The 15285-nt window shown below is 63.3% G+C and carries 16 protein-coding genes and 1 pseudogene; 10 read left to right on the forward strand and 7 right to left on the reverse strand.

Annotated elements, in window-relative coordinates:
* The first annotated feature begins 104 nt into the window (after positions 1-104).
* Together ACZ9GA_RS20600 and ACZ9GA_RS20605 are read left to right on the forward strand one after the other, a co-directional pair.
* Positions 105-1058, forward strand: a complete 954-nt coding sequence (locus ACZ9GA_RS20600) for an alpha/beta hydrolase (protein WP_457360993.1) — start codon at positions 105-107, stop codon at positions 1056-1058.
* Between the two features lie 101 nt (positions 1059-1159).
* Positions 1160-1966 carry a hypothetical protein gene (locus ACZ9GA_RS20605; protein WP_457360992.1) on the forward strand — a complete coding sequence of 269 codons (807 nt, stop codon included), beginning with the start codon at positions 1160-1162 and terminating at the stop codon, positions 1964-1966.
* 132 nt (positions 1967-2098) lie between these two features.
* Here ACZ9GA_RS20605 and prmB read toward each other — a convergent pair whose 3' ends face one another.
* The gene (prmB, locus tag ACZ9GA_RS20610) at positions 2099-3007 is read right to left on the reverse strand and encodes a 50S ribosomal protein L3 N(5)-glutamine methyltransferase (protein ID WP_457360991.1); all 909 of its coding nucleotides are present in this window, start codon (positions 3005-3007) and stop codon (positions 2099-2101) included.
* A gap of 189 nt (positions 3008-3196) precedes the next feature.
* Between prmB and ACZ9GA_RS20615 the strand changes: the two genes are divergently transcribed.
* From ACZ9GA_RS20615 to ACZ9GA_RS20635, 5 genes are all read left to right on the forward strand, one after another.
* Positions 3197-3787, forward strand: a complete 591-nt coding sequence (locus ACZ9GA_RS20615) for a cysteine hydrolase family protein (RefSeq protein WP_457360990.1) — start codon at positions 3197-3199, stop codon at positions 3785-3787.
* Between the two features lie 134 nt (positions 3788-3921).
* Entirely contained in the window at positions 3922-4242 is a 321-nt protein-coding gene (locus ACZ9GA_RS20620; RefSeq protein WP_027977396.1) for a hypothetical protein, read from the forward strand.
* Between the two features lie 35 nt (positions 4243-4277).
* Complete coding sequence (locus ACZ9GA_RS20625; RefSeq protein WP_027977395.1) at positions 4278-4835, forward strand: Smr/MutS family protein; 558 nt, start codon at positions 4278-4280, stop codon at positions 4833-4835.
* 70 nt (positions 4836-4905) lie between these two features.
* Positions 4906-5451: a GTP cyclohydrolase I FolE gene (folE, locus tag ACZ9GA_RS20630; protein WP_027977394.1), complete on the forward strand. Its 546-nt coding sequence runs from the start codon at positions 4906-4908 to the stop codon at positions 5449-5451.
* Positions 5452-5467: 16 nt separating this feature from the next.
* On the forward strand, positions 5468-5833 hold the full coding sequence (locus tag ACZ9GA_RS20635; protein ID WP_027977393.1) for a glutaredoxin family protein: 366 nt from the start codon (positions 5468-5470) through the stop codon (positions 5831-5833).
* Positions 5834-5936: 103 nt separating this feature from the next.
* Here ACZ9GA_RS20635 and ACZ9GA_RS20640 read toward each other — a convergent pair whose 3' ends face one another.
* Both ACZ9GA_RS20640 and ACZ9GA_RS20645 read right to left on the reverse strand, forming a co-directional pair.
* Positions 5937-6539 (reverse strand): glutathione S-transferase family protein, encoded by a 603-nt coding sequence (locus ACZ9GA_RS20640; RefSeq protein ID WP_457360989.1) that lies wholly within the window; start codon positions 6537-6539, stop codon positions 5937-5939.
* Between the two features lie 11 nt (positions 6540-6550).
* Positions 6551-7720 (reverse strand): aminotransferase-like domain-containing protein, encoded by a 1170-nt coding sequence (locus tag ACZ9GA_RS20645; protein ID WP_457360988.1) that lies wholly within the window; start codon positions 7718-7720, stop codon positions 6551-6553.
* A gap of 81 nt (positions 7721-7801) precedes the next feature.
* On the opposite strand from ACZ9GA_RS20645, the gene ACZ9GA_RS20650 reads away from it, so the two are divergent.
* Together ACZ9GA_RS20650 and ACZ9GA_RS20655 are read left to right on the forward strand one after the other, a co-directional pair.
* Positions 7802-8236 carry a MarR family winged helix-turn-helix transcriptional regulator gene (locus ACZ9GA_RS20650; RefSeq protein ID WP_027977390.1) on the forward strand — a complete coding sequence of 145 codons (435 nt, stop codon included), beginning with the start codon at positions 7802-7804 and terminating at the stop codon, positions 8234-8236.
* Between the two features lie 216 nt (positions 8237-8452).
* Complete coding sequence (locus tag ACZ9GA_RS20655) at positions 8453-9643, forward strand: benzoate/H(+) symporter BenE family transporter (protein WP_027977389.1); 1191 nt, start codon at positions 8453-8455, stop codon at positions 9641-9643.
* 35 nt (positions 9644-9678) lie between these two features.
* On the opposite strand, the gene ACZ9GA_RS20660 is transcribed toward ACZ9GA_RS20655, so the two are convergent.
* From ACZ9GA_RS20660 to ACZ9GA_RS20675, 4 genes and pseudogenes are all read right to left on the reverse strand, one after another.
* The gene (locus ACZ9GA_RS20660; RefSeq protein ID WP_457360987.1) at positions 9679-11049 is read right to left on the reverse strand and encodes a hypothetical protein; all 1371 of its coding nucleotides are present in this window, start codon (positions 11047-11049) and stop codon (positions 9679-9681) included.
* A gap of 91 nt (positions 11050-11140) precedes the next feature.
* Positions 11141-12013, reverse strand: a complete 873-nt coding sequence (locus ACZ9GA_RS20665) for a methyl-accepting chemotaxis protein (RefSeq protein ID WP_476227650.1) — start codon at positions 12011-12013, stop codon at positions 11141-11143.
* Positions 12014-12049: 36 nt separating this feature from the next.
* Positions 12050-13075, reverse strand: a pseudogene (locus ACZ9GA_RS20670) (HAMP domain-containing protein); the annotation flags it as partial.
* 221 nt (positions 13076-13296) lie between these two features.
* On the reverse strand, positions 13297-14058 hold the full coding sequence (locus ACZ9GA_RS20675) for an SDR family oxidoreductase (protein WP_457360986.1): 762 nt from the start codon (positions 14056-14058) through the stop codon (positions 13297-13299).
* Between the two features lie 174 nt (positions 14059-14232).
* Between ACZ9GA_RS20675 and ACZ9GA_RS20680 the strand changes: the two genes are divergently transcribed.
* Entirely contained in the window at positions 14233-15234 is a 1002-nt protein-coding gene (locus ACZ9GA_RS20680; protein ID WP_457360985.1) for an NADP-dependent oxidoreductase, read from the forward strand.
* Positions 15235-15285: the final 51 nt, after the last annotated feature.

Raw genomic sequence — 15285 nt, forward strand, 5'->3', positions numbered from 1 at the left:
GTCAGGCCCGCAGTATACGCACGCTGGCCCCTTGATTCATCCTTGGATGTGCGAACCTTCGCCCTTGGTATAAGTCCAACGGCCACCCCATGGATACTGGCTTGATGATGCTACGCCTTGCTGCCCTCCTCGTTTTCCTTGTATGCCCGCTGCTGCAGGCCGCCCCCGTGGTGTCCCAGCGCCCCATCGACCTGGACACCGGCACCGGCGTGCTGCACGGCTCGCTGCAGATGCCGGTGTCAGACAAACCGGTGCCCATGGTGCTGATCATCGCCGGCTCCGGGCCTACCGACCGCAACGGCAACAACCCCCAGGGCGGCAACAACGACAGCCTGCGCAAACTGGCGCTGCTGCTGGCGCGCAACGACATCGCCAGCGTGCGCTACGACAAACGCGGCGTGGCCAGCGGCCTGGCGCTGGCACCCGATGAGCGCGACCTCAGCGTGGAAGGCTACGTAGCCGATGCCCAGGCCTGGGCGCGCAAGCTCAAGGCCGACCCGCGGGTGGGCAAGCTGATTATCCTGGGCCACAGCGAAGGCGCGCTGATCGCCGCCCTGGCCGCGCCCGGCGTGGGTGCCGACGCGGTGGTGTCCCTGGCCGGCAGCGGCCGGCCGCTGGACCAGATCATCCGCGAACAACTCAAGGGCCGCCTGCCGCCGGACCTGGAAGCGCGCAGCGGGCAGTTGCTGGAGCGCCTCAAGGCCGGCCAGTACGACAGCGATGTACCTGCGCCGCTACAGGTGATTTTTCGCCCCAGCGTGCAGCCCTACCTGGTGTCGCTACTGCGCCAGGACCCCGCCGCCGCCTTCGCCAAGGTCAACGTGCCGGCGCTGATCGTGCAGGGCCGCAACGACATCCAGGTCAGCGTCGCCGACGCCCAGGCCCTCAAGGCCGCCAAGCCCGATGCCCAGCTGGTGCTGGTGGACGGCATGAACCACGTGCTGCGCATCGTGCCTGCCGACCTCAAGGCCCAGGTGGCCTCCTACAACGACCGCAACCTGCCGCTGGCCGATGCGTTGGGGCGCACCCTGGTGACGTTTATCCACTCGATTCACTGATTGGCGCAAATTAGCACGCAAGTATCAGCCGGGCCTGCCGATACGCCGATGCAGGTATCCGCTTTGATACCCGCAGCGCTGCGCGAAAGAGGATCGCCGTGATGACCGAGACGCTAACCCCAGAGTCACCCGAAGTGGCCGTGGAAACTGAACAGGCTGTGGCCCCCGCACCGGTGGAATTGCCGTGGGCGGACGTTGTGCCTGAACACTTCAAGATGCTGCGTCTGGTGCCTTTGCCGGTGGACCGCGCCACCGGTGCACGGCCCTTGCGCTTCGTGCAGTTCGGTCGTGCCGAGCGCCATAACCGCGATTACAGCCTGCTGCGCATGGACATCCGCTTGCCCGCGCAAAAGGTTCGCAAAGACCAGAACCATCTGGATGTATGGGTCAACCACCACACCCACACCGTCAGCTTCGGCCCTGATTCGGGCCTGAGCATGGAACCGCTGAACCGCGGCCTGGGCCGCTTCCTGATGGCCCAGGGGGTGATCTGGGCCCAGCGCAAATGGGCCCACTACCGCGTGGAAGGCGCCGCCCTGGCCAGCAAGGACGCCCTGAGCGAAGACACCCGCCTGCGCCGCGACCACGTACTCAAGGCCCAGGGCCTGACCGTCAGCTACACCGACGCCCAGCACCTCAAGGGCAGCTATGGCGATGCACAGGTAGGCGAACTGATCGCCCTGTGGAATGCCGACAAAGTGCAGGTGGTTGAGATTCTGGACACGGCCAACATGCTGCAACTGGCCGAACAGAACCTGCAAGAGCAGGAAGTGAAGATGCGCCAGCAGGAAGAGCGCATCAGCAAGTTCAAGCGCGAAGACAGCGGGCTGCGCTTTACCATCACTTGCCTGGTGGCGTTTGCGGTGTTTCAGGCGGGGTTGTTGATCTGGATTGCGACGCATCGGTGATTGGTGGGGTGGAGCCACTGGCCTCATCGCGAGCAAGCTTTGCTCCCACAGTGTCATGGCCTACATCGTAGGTAGCTTTGACACTGTGGGAGCAAAGCTTGCTCGCGATGAGGCCAGGACAGCCAGCAAATATCAGACGCGAGAAGCAAACACCGCCTGATGCTCACGGCACTGCGCCGCGCTCAACATGAACACCCCATGCCCGCCACGCTGGAATTCCAGCCAGTGGAAGTCCACCTCCGGGTACAACGCCTCGACGTGCACCTGGCTGTTGCCCACCTCGACAATCAGCAAACCCTTCTCGGTCAGGTGATCGGCCGCTTCGGCCAGCATGCGCCGCACCAGGTTCAAACCATCGTGACCGCAGGCCAGGCCCAGCTCCGGCTCGTGCTGGTACTCGTCCGGCATGTCGGCGAAGTCTTCGGCGTCCACGTACGGCGGGTTGGACACGATCAGGTCGAAACGCTGGCCCGGCAGGCCGTCGAAGCCGTCGCCCTGCACGGTGTACACACGGTCGTCCACGCCATGGCGCTCAATGTTCTGGTTGGCCACTTCCAGCGCTTCGAACGACAGGTCAGCTAACGCCACTTCGGCCTCGGGGAACACGTCGGCGCAAGCAATGCCGATGCAGCCCGACCCGGTGCACAGGTCCAGGATGCGCGCCGGCGGGTTGGCCAGCCATGGGCTGAAGCCGTCTTCGATCAGCTCGCCAATGGGCGAACGCGGGATCAGCACGCGCTCATCGACAATGAACGACATACCGCAGAACCAGGCTTCGTTCAGCAGGTACGGCACCGGCACGCGGTCTTCGATGCGACGCTGCAGCAGGGCCTGGATGTGCGCGATCTCGTCTTCTTCCAGCGCGCAGTCCAGGTAGCTGTCGGCGATCTGGTACGGCAGGTGCACGGCACCCAGCACCAGCAGGCGGGCTTCGTCCCAGGCATTGTCGGTACCGTGACCGAAATACAGGTCTTCCCCATGGAAGCGGCTGACAGCCCAACGGATGTGGTCGCGCAGGGTGCGCAGGCGGGAAGTGATCACGGCAGACTCCTTTGAATACAGCCGCGCATTCTACCAGCGAAGCCCCGCCAATGGGGGCCTTGCTGGCATTTTGCGCAATCGTCGAACCCGGCTACCGCCCAGATTCTGCACGCCAGATGCGTGAAGCGATTCACAGAAGGGCGCAAGCAGTGGACAATGTGGCAAAAGCCCTATCCAAAGGAGCCCCCGATGTCCGATACAAAGACGATGTTCCAATTGACTGGCCGCGGCCATCCCCCTGCCGATCTCAGCCGTGCCAGCCTTGTGATCATCGACGCCCAGCGCGAGTACCTCAAAGGCCCTCTGGCCCTGGTTGGCATTGATGAGGCGGTGGCCAACATCGCCCGTCTGCTCAAGGCTGCCCGTGCCGCGCACCGCCCTATCGTGCATGTGCGCCACCTGGGTACCGTGGGCGGCCTGTTCGACCCCCAGGGCGATCGCGGCAAGTTCATCCCGGGCCTGGAGCCGGTAGGTGACGAGCCGATCATCGAAAAGAACATGCCCAACGCGTTCAACAACACCGCCCTGCACCAGACCCTGCAGGACAAAGGCCCTATCGACCTGATTGTGTGCGGTTTCATGACCCACTCCAGCATCAGCACCACCGTGCGCGCCGCCAAGGACTATGGTTACCGCAGCACCCTGGTGGAAGACGCCTGCGCCACCCGCGACCTGCCGTACAAAGATGGCGTGGTGCCTGCCGCGACCGTCAAGCAAGTGGGCATGGCCACCATGAACGACAACTTTGCCTGCGTGGCCCAGACCGACGACCTGGTCTGAAACCGCCGAGCCAAGGCGGCCCGACGTGCGGCCGCCCATCCGATAAACGCATTCATTTTCCCTAATTGCTCCGTGTGTCGGAACCCCGGCGCCCCAGGCGAGTCGAAGGCCCGATATTCACTGAGGAAATCGGAATGAAGTTATCCGATGGTTTTGACGCTCGCCGCCTGCGTCCACGCGGCCCACGCAACTGGGGCTCGCGCCTGGGGCAGGCCTTCGCCGCCCTGCTGGCAGCCCTGGGCGTACTGCTGGCCATGGCCGGCGCTGCCAGCCTGCTGGGCCACCCGCCCGCCCTGGGCGACCTGAACGCCAGCAAGACCGGCGCCGCCCTGCTGGTGGTGTTCGGCCTGCTGGCGCTGTACCTGGGCGTACGCCTGTGGCGCCGCTGCCGCCTGAGCCGGCTGCGCAACCGCGAGCTGAACCTGGCACCGCACTTGATGAAAAAACACGATTGACTCGCGTAAACTAGGCCTCCGTAGTGGAGGCTGACATGCAAGACGACGATTTTTCCCTGTTCGCAAGCCAAATGCAGGGCGTGAAGCCCATCAAGCATGACCGCGCCGACACAGGCAAACCCAAGACTGACCGCAAGCACCTGGCCACCGCGCGCCAGGCCGCGACCGTGCGCCAGGACGCCACCACCGTGGATGGCCTGTCCGACCAGTTCGTCATCGACGTCGGCCCTGAAGACGACCTGCACTGGGCCCGCGACGGCGTGCAGGAAAGCCAGATGCGTAAGCTCAAGGTCGGCCAGATCCCTTTCGAGGGCAGCCTGGACCTGCACGGCATGAGCGTGGAGAAGGCCCGCGAAACCCTCTGGGCGTTTTTGGCCGAGGCGGTGAAGTTCGAAATCCGCTGCGTGCGCGTCACCCACGGCAAGGCCGTGCGCCTGGACGGCAAGCGGCCGATGATCAAAAGCCACGTCAACACCTGGCTGCGACAACATGCCCATGTGCTGGGCTTCACCTCCTGCCAAGCCCGCCACGGTGGCGCTGGCGCGGTGTATGTGATGCTCAAGCGCACCATGCTTGAAGGCCGCGACGAATAAAGCTGGCGCTTGCAGCCACGCGGCTGGCGCCGTACCCTTCGCGTTTGCGAAAATTCCCACAGGTAGATCCATGTCCCTGGAACAGCATTACACCGCGATTCTCGGCAAACTCGGCGAGGACGTTTCCCGCGAGGGCCTGCTCGACACGCCAAAGCGTGCCGCCAAAGCCATGCAGTACCTTTGCCGCGGTTATGATCAAACCCTGGAAGACGTCACCAACGGTGCCCTCTTCAGCTCCGACAACAGCGAAATGGTGCTGGTCAAGGACATCGAGTTGTACTCGCTGTGCGAACACCACCTGCTGCCGTTCATCGGCAAGGCCCACGTGGCCTATATCCCGAGCGGCAAAGTGCTGGGCCTGTCCAAGGTTGCGCGCATCGTCGACATGTACGCCCGTCGCCTGCAGATCCAGGAAAACCTCAGCCGCCAGATCGCCGACGCGATCCAGCAGGTGACCGGTGCCCTGGGTGTTGCCGTGGTGATCGAAGCCAAGCACATGTGCATGATGATGCGTGGCGTGGAAAAGCAGAACTCGTCCATGATCACCTCGGTGATGCTCGGCGAATTCCGTGAAAACGCCGCTACCCGCAGCGAATTCCTCAGCCTGATCAAGTGATCCCGAGAACACCGACATGTTGATGAAAGCACTGCGCGTGGGCCTTGGCCAACTGATCGTCATCGGCGATCTGCTGACCCGTGGCCCCAAGCGCAAACGCAGCGCCCAGGCCCAGGCCGATGTCGAGCAGCAGGCCCGTGGCCTGAGCCTGTACCAGTTCCACGCCTGCCCGTTCTGCGTCAAGACCCGCCGCACGCTGCACAAACTCAACGTGCCGGTGGCCCTGCGCGACGCCAAGAACGACGAGCAGGCGCGTCAGACGTTGCTGGCTGAGGGTGGGCGCATCAAGGTGCCTTGCCTGCGTATCGAAGAAAATGGGCAGACCACCTGGATGTATGAGTCCAAGGTGATCATTGCCTATTTGCAGCAGCGGTTCGCCTAATAAGGTGATCGGCTTTTAGGGCCTCATCGCGAGCAAGCTCGGCTCCTACAGGTATTGCGTCGAACCTGTAGGAGCCGAGCTTGCTCGCGATAGGGCCAGCACCTCACCCCAGCATGGTCACATGCCCAGGCTGCTCTGCCACCCGCGTGAGCCACGCCTCGATCCCCGGGTAGCCCGACAAATCAAAGCCACCCTCATGGGCCACATGGGTGTAGGCATACAGCGCAATGTCAGCGATCGAATACTGGTCCCCCACCAGGAACGGCGTCAGCTGCAACTGCCGCTCCATCACCCGCAACGCCTTCTTGCCACGTACCTGGCAATCTTCGTATTCCTTGAGGCGATCCTCGGGCATGTTCAGGTAAAACTGAATGAAGCGCGCCACGGCAATGTACGGCTCATGGCTGTACTGCTCGAAGAACTGCCACTGCAACACCTGGGTGCGCAGGCGCGGCTCGCTGGGCAGGTAGGACGTGCCGTCGGCCAGGAAGTTGAGAATAGCGTTGGATTCCCACAGGCAGGTGCCGTCTTCCAGCTCCAGCACCGGGATCTTGCCGTTGGGGTTCTTGGCCAGGAACTCCGGGGTCTGGGTATCGCCGCGCAGAATGTCGATGTCCACCCACTGATACGGCAGGCCCAGCAGGCTCAGCATCAGCTTGACCTTGTAGCAGTTGCCCGAACGGTAATCGCCGTAAACCTTGTACATGAGCCTCTCCTTTACGCCGCCGTCTGTGCGGCCTGCGCCTTGCGGATAACATGGGCCAACCGCGACAACCCTTCCTGCAGGCGGTGCGGGGCAACGTGACTGAAATTCAACCGCAGGCAACCCGGGTTGGCGTCGGGGTCGGCAAAAAACGGCTCCCCCGGCATGAACGCGACATCCTGGGCCATGGCCGGGCCCAACAAGGTGCGGGTATCGATCGGCTGTTTCAAGGTCAGCCAGAAGAATAGGCCGCCCTGCGGCACGTGCCAATCGGCCAGGTCGGCGAAATGCTCCTGCAGCACGGCCTGCATGGCGTCGCGACGCTCACGGTAAAAATCACGCAGCTGGCCCAGGTGGTCGCGGTATTTGTCGGTGCCCAACCATTGCATGGCCTGCCACTGACCCACGCGGTTGGTGTGCAGGTCGGCGGCCTGTTTCAGCCGCAGCAGATGCGGGAACAGGTCGGGGCTGGCGATCAGGTAACCCACGCGCAGGCCCGGCAGCAGGGTCTTGGACACGGTGCCGGTGTAGATCCAGCTGGCCTGGCGCAGGCGGGCGGCGATGGGCTGGGCCATGCCGCCGTCGTAGGTCAGTTCGCGGTAGGGCTCGTCTTCGATCAACGTCACCTTGAACTCGTCCAGCAACGCCGCCACCTGGGTGCGGGCGCTCTCGCTGTAACGCACTCCCGAGGGGTTCTGGAAGGTCGGGATCAGGTAGGCGAAGGCCGGCGCGTGCTGTGCCAGGCGGGCGCGCAACGCGGCAATGTCCGGGCCGTCGGCGGCCAGCGGCACGCTCAGGCATTCGGCACCAAACAGCTGGAAGGTTTGCAGCGCCGCCAGGTAGGTCGGCCCTTCCACCACCACCTCGGTGCCCTTGTCGATGTAGAGCTTGGCGGCCAGGTCCAGCGCCTGCTGCGAGCCACTGAGCACCAGTACCTGGCTGGCCTGGCACTCCAGGCCCAGGGCGCGCGCCTCGGCCGCCAGCAATTCGCGCAACTGGGGCTCGCCCTCGCTGGTGCCGTACTGGCCCATGCTGGCGGGCATATCGGCCCAGTCCAGGGCTGGCAACATCGACTCTGCCGGCAGGCCGCCGGCAAACGACATCACTTCGGGGCGCTGGGCCGCAGCGAGGATCTCGCGGATCAGCGAACTTTTGAGGCGTGTGACACGTTCAGAGAAAGCCATGGGACCACCGCTGGCAAAGTCATCGGGAAATACGTCAAACTGCTTGACCGAACTTACGACGCCGAACACGGATACGTCAATATGCTTGACCTTAAAAACACCACCACCCAGCAAGTGGCGATGGAAGCGTTTTTCTACGGCTACCAGGCCTTCACTGCCAAGGCCGACGAAATGCTCGCGCGCCGGGGGCTGAGCCGAGTACACCAGCGCATCGTGTTTTTCATTGCCCGCTACCCGGACATTGGGGTCAGTGAACTGCTGGAAAAGCTGGGGGTGAGCAAGCAGGCGCTGAACATGCCGCTGCGCCAGTTGGTGGAAATGCAGTTGGTGACCAGTACCGCGCCGGCCAGTGACAAGCGCAAGCGGTTGCTGGGCTTGAGTGACGAGGGGGTGAAATTCGAGGCGGCGTTGCGCAAGGAGCAGGTGAAGCTGTTGCAGCGGGTGTTTGCCGAGGCGGGGGCGGAGGCGGTGGATGGGTGGTTGGCGGTGAATGCGGCGCTGGGGCAGACCCTTTGACCGCGTCGCCTGCTTCGCGGACACGGTCCGCTCCTACAGGCTATGCGCCGACCTGTAGGAGCGGGCCGTGCCCGCGAAGCAGGCAGCGCGGTCATTCAGACACTTCCGGTACAGTTGCACTGTATGGCCAAATGTTACGGTTGCTGTACTGCAATAATCCATGGGCGCAGGTTTAGGCTTGCAACCCTGCCCTCACCCCGCTCAAGGATTTGCAGCATGACCGACGCCTCCCCTGCGCACCTGCGCCCGCTGGCCGACACGTCCCCCTCCGCCGTGGTGGCCGGCTTCATCGCGATGATGACCGGCTACACCAGTTCCCTGGTGCTGATGTTCCAGGCCGGCCAGGCCGCCGGCCTCACCACCGCGCAGATTTCCTCGTGGATCTGGGCGCTGTCGATCGGCATGGCGGTGTGCAGCATCGGCCTGTCGCTGCGCTATCGCACGCCCATCACCGTGGCCTGGTCCACCCCCGGCGCCGCGCTGCTGATCACAAGCCTTGGCCACGTCAATTACAGCGAAGCCATCGGCGCCTACATCACCTGCGCCGTACTGGTAGTGATCTGCGGCCTGACCGGCAGCTTCGAGCGTCTGGTCAAGCGCCTGCCCTCCTCCTTGGCCGCCGCCCTGCTGGCCGGCATCCTGTTCAAGATCGGCAGCGAAATCTTTGTCGCCGCGCAGCACCGTACCCTGCTGGTACTGGGCATGTTCTTCACCTACTTGCTGGTCAAGCGCGTATCGCCACGCTATGCCGTGCTGTCGGCGCTGGTGCTGGGTACTCTGCTGTCGGGCTTCATGGGCCTGCTGGACTTCAGCCAGTTCCACCTGGAAGTGGCCACGCCGGTATGGACCACGCCGTCGTTCTCGCTGGCGGCGACCATCAGCATCGGCATCCCGTTGTTCGTGGTGGCCATGACCTCGCAGAACATGCCCGGCATCGCCGTGCTGCGCGCCGACGGTTACCAGGTGCCGGCCTCGCCGCTGATCTCGGTCACCGGTTTTGCCTCGCTGCTGCTGGCCCCGTTCGGCTCCCACGGCATCAACCTGGCGGCCATCAGCGCCGCCATCTGCACCGGGCCGCACGCCCATGAAGACCCGAAAAAACGCTACACCGCCGCCGTGTGGTGCGGGGTGTTCTATGGCATTGCCGGGGTGTTCGGCGCGACCTTGGCGGCGCTGTTTGCCGCGCTGCCCAAGGAACTGGTGCTGTCGATTGCCGCGTTGGCGCTGTTTGGCTCAATCATCAATGGCTTGAGCATTGCCATGAACGAGCCCAAGGAGCGTGAGGCGGCGCTGATTACCTTTATGGTCACGGCGTCGGGGTTCACGTTGTTCTCGGTGGGCTCTGCCTTCTGGGGGATTGTGGCCGGGGTGTTGACCTTGTTGATCCTCAACTGGCGCAAGGCGTAAAGGGGCACGCTGCGGTAGCAGCAGCAACCTGAACGCTACAACGTGTAGGCATCGATCACCACCCGACCCTCGTCATCCCAGAAATTGATCAACAGCCGCAGGGTCTGCGCAGTGCGGATGATGGCGGGCTGGGTACTGAAAATGGGCAATGACGAGCCCTCTCTCGTCATGATCACATAGCCCTGGTCACCAAACGTCCGATCAAGGGCACCATCGGGTGTATATCGCGCAAGGAGAGTGCCCCAGTCCCGCGAACCTGCCGCAATAATGAGGCCTTCACTGCCAGGTTGCAGGATACATTGGTTGATATACGCACCTTCAGGATCAGGGTCCACGATCACGGCATTACCATCGTTGAACTCCCTGTCATATTGGCCATCACGATCAAGCCCGATGATGAGGCCCGCCCATTTACGCGGTGTATAGCGGAACTTGGTTCCCGTCGCCAAGTAATGAGGGGATTGATCAGAAAACTGCGAGGACACAATCCTGAGCAATGGCCATACTTTGTCCTCAGCCTTCTCAACCCTGACAGGGAACGGGAACAACTCGCTGCCAGCCGTGTCAGGTTGCGCGCTTGGCAGTGACGCCGGTGGAAAAAGAAACAACCCGTCAAGGCCAAATGTTCGGTCAATCGAGCCATCTGCATTGAAGCGCGCCATGTAGTTCTTATCGCCCGTGGCATTTCCTTGTGCGTCGTAATTCGCGCTGACGATAACCTTGTCACCGTCTGTGTGTATACCTTGCAGCCTGCTAAAAAAAGCGCCAGGCTGTTCCACCACGATCACCTTGTAACCCCTGGCGTCCCATGATCGATCCAGGGCACCGTCAGGAGTCAAGCGCACAACAATGGGATGAAAAGAACTATCAGGATAATGCAAGGTGGAGGCCAACAACATCTTTCCGTCCTCCGCGACGGCTGAAAACACATGTGGATGCAGTACTGCTGTGGTTTCCCCCACAATATCCTGGAGCCGCAGGGCAAGCGCCCCGTTATTTCCGAAGTTGCGGTCCGGTGTGCCTTGAAAGGTGAACCGCGCAGCGCCGAACATCGCCTCCTTGTTGGTGCCATCTTTGCCCAAAACCAGTAAATGATCACCCTGCACGAACAGCGTTGCATAGTTGGCGGAACTCGCCTGGGGATCGAAGTTAGCGACGACCACACCATCAACGCCAAAGCTCAGGTCCTGAACACCCTCAGCATCAAATTTTGCGATCACGTACTCGCTGGAAAGGAATTCGAACCCATCCCAATGGCTTATACGTCCAGCAACGTAGAACGCACCATCCTGCCCAGCCAGCAAGTGGCTGACATCTTCTGAAAACACCTCGGGCAAGACCAACCTGCCTTTAACCCCGAAGCTCGGATCAAGTTCGCCAGCTTTTACAGCGTCGATAGTGCCCATGTCAGCTTCTCCAATTGCGTGAAGCCCCATTGGAGCGCGAGCTCAACTTGCCCACAACTGTCAACTCTGACAGTGACAAACCTGACAACCGCTACAACCTGAAATGCCCCACCATCCCCCGCAACTCAGTCCCCAACTGCGCCAACTCAATACTCGACGCCGCATTCCCCCGCATCGCCACCGCCGATTGATCGGCGCTGGCGCGAATACTGGTGACACTGCGGTTGATCTCCTCGGCCACCGAGCTCTGCTGCTCGGCCGCCGCCGCGATCTGCTGGTTCATCTGCTGGATCTGCGACACGGCGCTGGCAATGCTGCCCAGCGCACTTTCGGTTTGCAGCGCATCGCCCACCGCCAGCTTCACCAGCTCGCCGCTGTGCTGGATCTGCGCCACCGATGAGTCGGCACTGGCGCGCAGGGTGCTGACCAACCGTTCGATCTCGGCCGTGGACTGTTGGGTGCGCTGGGCCAAGGCGCGCACTTCGTCGGCCACCACGGCAAAGCCACGGCCCTGCTCGCCGGCCCGCGCCGCTTCGATGGCGGCGTTGAGCGCCAGCAGATTGGTCTGTTCGGCCACGCTCTTGATCACCGCCACCACGCTGCCGATGCTCTGGATTTCGTCGCTCAGTTGCACAATGCTCTGGCTGGCCGAGTCCGCAGCGCCAGCCAGTTGTTCGATGCGTTGCAGGCTCTGGCGCACCACCTGGTGGCCGCTGTCCACCGTGTTGTCGGCCGTCTGCGCCGCTTGCGCAGCCTGTTCGGCGTTGCGCGCCACATCGTGCACGGTGGCGGTCATCTGGTTCATGGCCGTGGCCACCTGCTCGGTTTCCTGCTGCTGGCTGCTGACTTCCAGGTTGGTCTGCTCGGTGACCGCCGACAGCGAGTGGGCCGAGGTAGACAGCTGTTCGATACCTGCCTGCAGGCCACTGACGATACCGCTCAGGCCTGCGCCCATCTGCTGCATTGCGGCCAGCAACTGGCCAATCTCGTCGCGGCGGTCTACCTGGATGCTGCCACTCAGGTCACCGGCTGCAATCTGCTGGGCGCGTTCGATCACCCGGCGCAGGGGACGCACGATCAAGCGTGTTATGCCCCAGGCGGCAATGACACCCACCAGCAACGCGAGCAATGAAGCGCCGATGATGAGCATTTCGTTTTTCTTGAGTTCGGCCTGCATGGCCTGGTCCTGGGCGGCAGCGGCCTGATCGACACGGCTGACCACCTCGTCGGCACGCGCCTTGAGCTGGGCATACACACCCTTTTCCTTGGCCAGCAGGTCGGTGTACTCGCCCAGCTTGTCGCTGAAACTGGCGATGTGGTCGCTGACCTCGTTGAGTACGGTCTGATAGCCGGCGTCCTGCACTTCGGCCTTCAGGGCGTTGGCCTGTTTGAGGGCGTCGGCGGCCTGTTCGATCTTGCCGGTAGTACTGTCGTCGTCCACGCCTTTGCGGCTCTGGTCCAGGCGCACGCGGGCGGCGTCCATGGCCTGCAGCATTAGCCGCGCCACCTGGGCGACCTCGTTGGCCTGGGTGATGAATTCGCTGCCTTTCTCGCCTTTGCTGTCCTTGAGCGCATAGGTGCCATCGTCCGACAGCCCGGCCTGCAGCACATCGAGGTTATTGGCCACGGTGCTTACCGACCAACTGGCCATGTCCAGGGCCAGGTCCTTGGCCTGGCTGATGTCCACGAACTGGTCGAAGGCCTTGCGGTAGGCGGCCAGCGCCGGTTGCACGCCCTCGACATCGGCGGCGCTGGCGGCCAGCGTTTCAACGCCCTTGCGCAGGGCGTCGGCGGTTTTGGGGTCGGCGTGCAGGGCAAAGTCCTGCTCCAGCAGGCGCACACGCAGCAGGCCGCCATTGAGCGCGGACATGCGCTTGAGGCCGTCGAAACGCTGGCTGATGGAGACCTGCGACCACACCCCGATGGCGGCCACCAGGGCGGTCAGCAGCAACACCAGGGCAAAGCCCAGGCCCATCTTTTTCGCCATGCCCAGGTTGGCGAAACGTCCACTGCCGGCCGAAGTCATTGCGTGCTCCCCCAAGGTCGATAATCGGAGAGTGGCAATGGTGGAGGGCGAGGCACAAGATCCTGGCGTCGGAATAATGGCAAAAAGCTATGCCGATGTCGCAATCAGCAAGGTCGACGCCGCTTTGTAGCCGCTGCCGCCAGGCTGCGCTGGCCCGGGTGAACCCTGAAGATCTTCAGTGAGCAAAGGGGCCAGCGCAGCCTGGCGGCAGCGGCTACAGGTCAGATGGCGGTGGCGCCGCCGTCTACCAGCAGGGAATGGCCAGTGGTGAAGGCTGCGCCATCGCTGCACAGGTACAGCACCGCACTGGCCACCTCCTCCACCTTGCCCACGCGCCCTACCGGGTGCATGGCGGCGGCAAACTCAGCCTTGCGCGGGTCCGCCTCGTAGGCGCGGCGGAACATGTCAGTGTCGATCACCGCCGGGCACACGGCGTTCACGCGGATGTTTTTCTTCGCGTACTCAATGGCCGCTGATTGCGTCAGGCCGATCACCGCATGCTTGGACGCCGCATAAATGCTCATCTTCGGCGCCGCGCCCACGCCCGCCACCGAGGCGGTGTTGACGATGGCGCCGCCGCCCTGCGCCAGCATCACCGGCAGCTGGTATTTCATGCACAGCCACACGCCCTTGACGTTCACGCCCATGATGGCGTCGAACTGTGCCTCGGTGCCTTCAGCCAGGCGGCTGTTCTCGATTTCGATGCCGGCGTTGTTGAAGGCGTAGTCGACGCGGCCATGGAAGGCCATCGCCTGGTCCATCATCGCGCGCACCTGGGCTTCCACGGTCACATCGCAGCGCAAAAAGTCCGCCTGGCCACCGGCCTCGCGGATCAACGCCACGGTGCCCTCGCCCCCTGCGCTGTCCAGGTCGACCACGATCACCTTCAGCCCCTCGGCGGCGTACGCCAGGGCGGTGGCGCGGCCAATACCTGCCGCCGCCCCTGTCACCAGTGCCACTTGTCCGGAAAATGCCAAGCCCATGAATCGATCCCCTGTGAACAGCCATGAATGGGATCAGTCTAGCCAAGGCCGCACGCCGCCACGCAGGACTATAGATGGCCTGTATCGCGGTGTATTCGGCGCAGCGGTCAGGCTTGCACAGCCGCGCGGGGGCGCCTATCAACAACCCACTGTGCCCACTTGCGAGTAACTGCCATGAGCCAAGACAACCGCCAATTCCTGCTGGCCCGCCGCCCCTCCGGTGCTGCCAGCCGCGAAGACTTCACCTTCCAGACCGTGCCCCTGGGCGAGCTGCAAGCCGGCCAGATCCGGGTCAAGAACCATTACCTGTCACTAGACCCCGCCATGCGCGGCTGGATGAACGAAGGCAAGTCCTACATCCCGCCCGTAGGCCTTGGCGAGGTGATGCGCGCCCTGGGCGTGGGCCAGGTGGAGGCGTCCAACAACCCCGCCTTTGCCGTGGGTGACTACGTCAACGGCGCCTTGGGCGTGCAGGACTACTTCCAGGGCGAGCCCAAGGGTTTCTACACAATCGACCCCAAGCTAGCCCCGTTGCCGTTGTACCTCTCGGCCCTGGGCATGACCGGCATGACCGCCTACTTCGCCCTGCTGGAAACCGGCGCGCCCAAGGCCGGCGACACCGTGGTGATCTCCGGCGCGGCCGGGGCGGTGGGCAGCGTGGCCGGGCAGATTGCCAAGATCAAGGGCTGCCGGGTGATCGGCATTGCCGGGGGCAAGGACAAATGCCAGTCGCTGATCGATGAGTTGGGCTTTGACGGTGTCATCGACTACAAGAGCGAAGACGTGGCCGCCGGCCTCAAGCGCGAGTGCCCCAAGGGCGTGGACGTGTATTTCGACAACGTCGGCGGCGACATCCTCGACGCCGTGCTCAGCCGCCTGGCGCCCCATGCGCGGGTGGTGATTTGCGGGGCGATCAGCCAGTACAACAGCAAGACGGGCGTGAAAGGGCCGGCCAATTACCTGTCACTGCTGGTGAACCGGGCGCGCATGGAAGGGTTTGTGGTGATGGACCACGCGGCCAAGTTCGCTGCGGCCGGGCAGGAGATCGCCGGCTGGCTGGCCAAGGGACAGCTCAAAAGCAAGGAGCATGTGGTGCAGGGGCTGGAGACGTTTCCGGAGACGCTGCAGAAGCTGTTCAGCGGGGAGAATTTTGGCAAGTTGGTGTTGCAGGTTTGATGTCGGCGGTGCCTGGTTCCCGGGCAGAGCCCGGTCCTACACCGGTTGGGC

The sequence above is a fragment of the Pseudomonas sp. TE3644 genome (assembly GCF_056278815.1).

Coding starts and splice junctions, on each gene's coding strand:
- ACZ9GA_RS20600 (WP_457360993.1), top strand. CDS start 105: ATGATGCTACGCCTTGCTGCCCTCCTCGTTTTCCTTGTATGCCCGCTG.
- ACZ9GA_RS20605 (WP_457360992.1), top strand. CDS start 1,160: ATGACCGAGACGCTAACCCCAGAGTCACCCGAAGTGGCCGTGGAAACT.
- ACZ9GA_RS20615 (WP_457360990.1), top strand. CDS start 3,197: ATGTCCGATACAAAGACGATGTTCCAATTGACTGGCCGCGGCCATCCC.
- ACZ9GA_RS20620 (WP_027977396.1), top strand. CDS start 3,922: ATGAAGTTATCCGATGGTTTTGACGCTCGCCGCCTGCGTCCACGCGGC.
- ACZ9GA_RS20625 (WP_027977395.1), top strand. CDS start 4,278: ATGCAAGACGACGATTTTTCCCTGTTCGCAAGCCAAATGCAGGGCGTG.
- folE (WP_027977394.1), top strand. CDS start 4,906: ATGTCCCTGGAACAGCATTACACCGCGATTCTCGGCAAACTCGGCGAG.
- ACZ9GA_RS20635 (WP_027977393.1), top strand. CDS start 5,468: ATGTTGATGAAAGCACTGCGCGTGGGCCTTGGCCAACTGATCGTCATC.
- ACZ9GA_RS20640 (WP_457360989.1), bottom strand. CDS start 6,539: ATGTACAAGGTTTACGGCGATTACCGTTCGGGCAACTGCTACAAGGTC.
- ACZ9GA_RS20645 (WP_457360988.1), bottom strand. CDS start 7,720: ATGGCTTTCTCTGAACGTGTCACACGCCTCAAAAGTTCGCTGATCCGC.
- ACZ9GA_RS20650 (WP_027977390.1), top strand. CDS start 7,802: ATGCTTGACCTTAAAAACACCACCACCCAGCAAGTGGCGATGGAAGCG.
- ACZ9GA_RS20655 (WP_027977389.1), top strand. CDS start 8,453: ATGACCGACGCCTCCCCTGCGCACCTGCGCCCGCTGGCCGACACGTCC.
- ACZ9GA_RS20660 (WP_457360987.1), bottom strand. CDS start 11,049: ATGGGCACTATCGACGCTGTAAAAGCTGGCGAACTTGATCCGAGCTTC.
- ACZ9GA_RS20665 (WP_476227650.1), bottom strand. CDS start 12,013: ATGCAGCAGATGGGCGCAGGCCTGAGCGGTATCGTCAGTGGCCTGCAG.
- ACZ9GA_RS20675 (WP_457360986.1), bottom strand. CDS start 14,058: ATGGGCTTGGCATTTTCCGGACAAGTGGCACTGGTGACAGGGGCGGCG.
- ACZ9GA_RS20680 (WP_457360985.1), top strand. CDS start 14,233: ATGAGCCAAGACAACCGCCAATTCCTGCTGGCCCGCCGCCCCTCCGGT.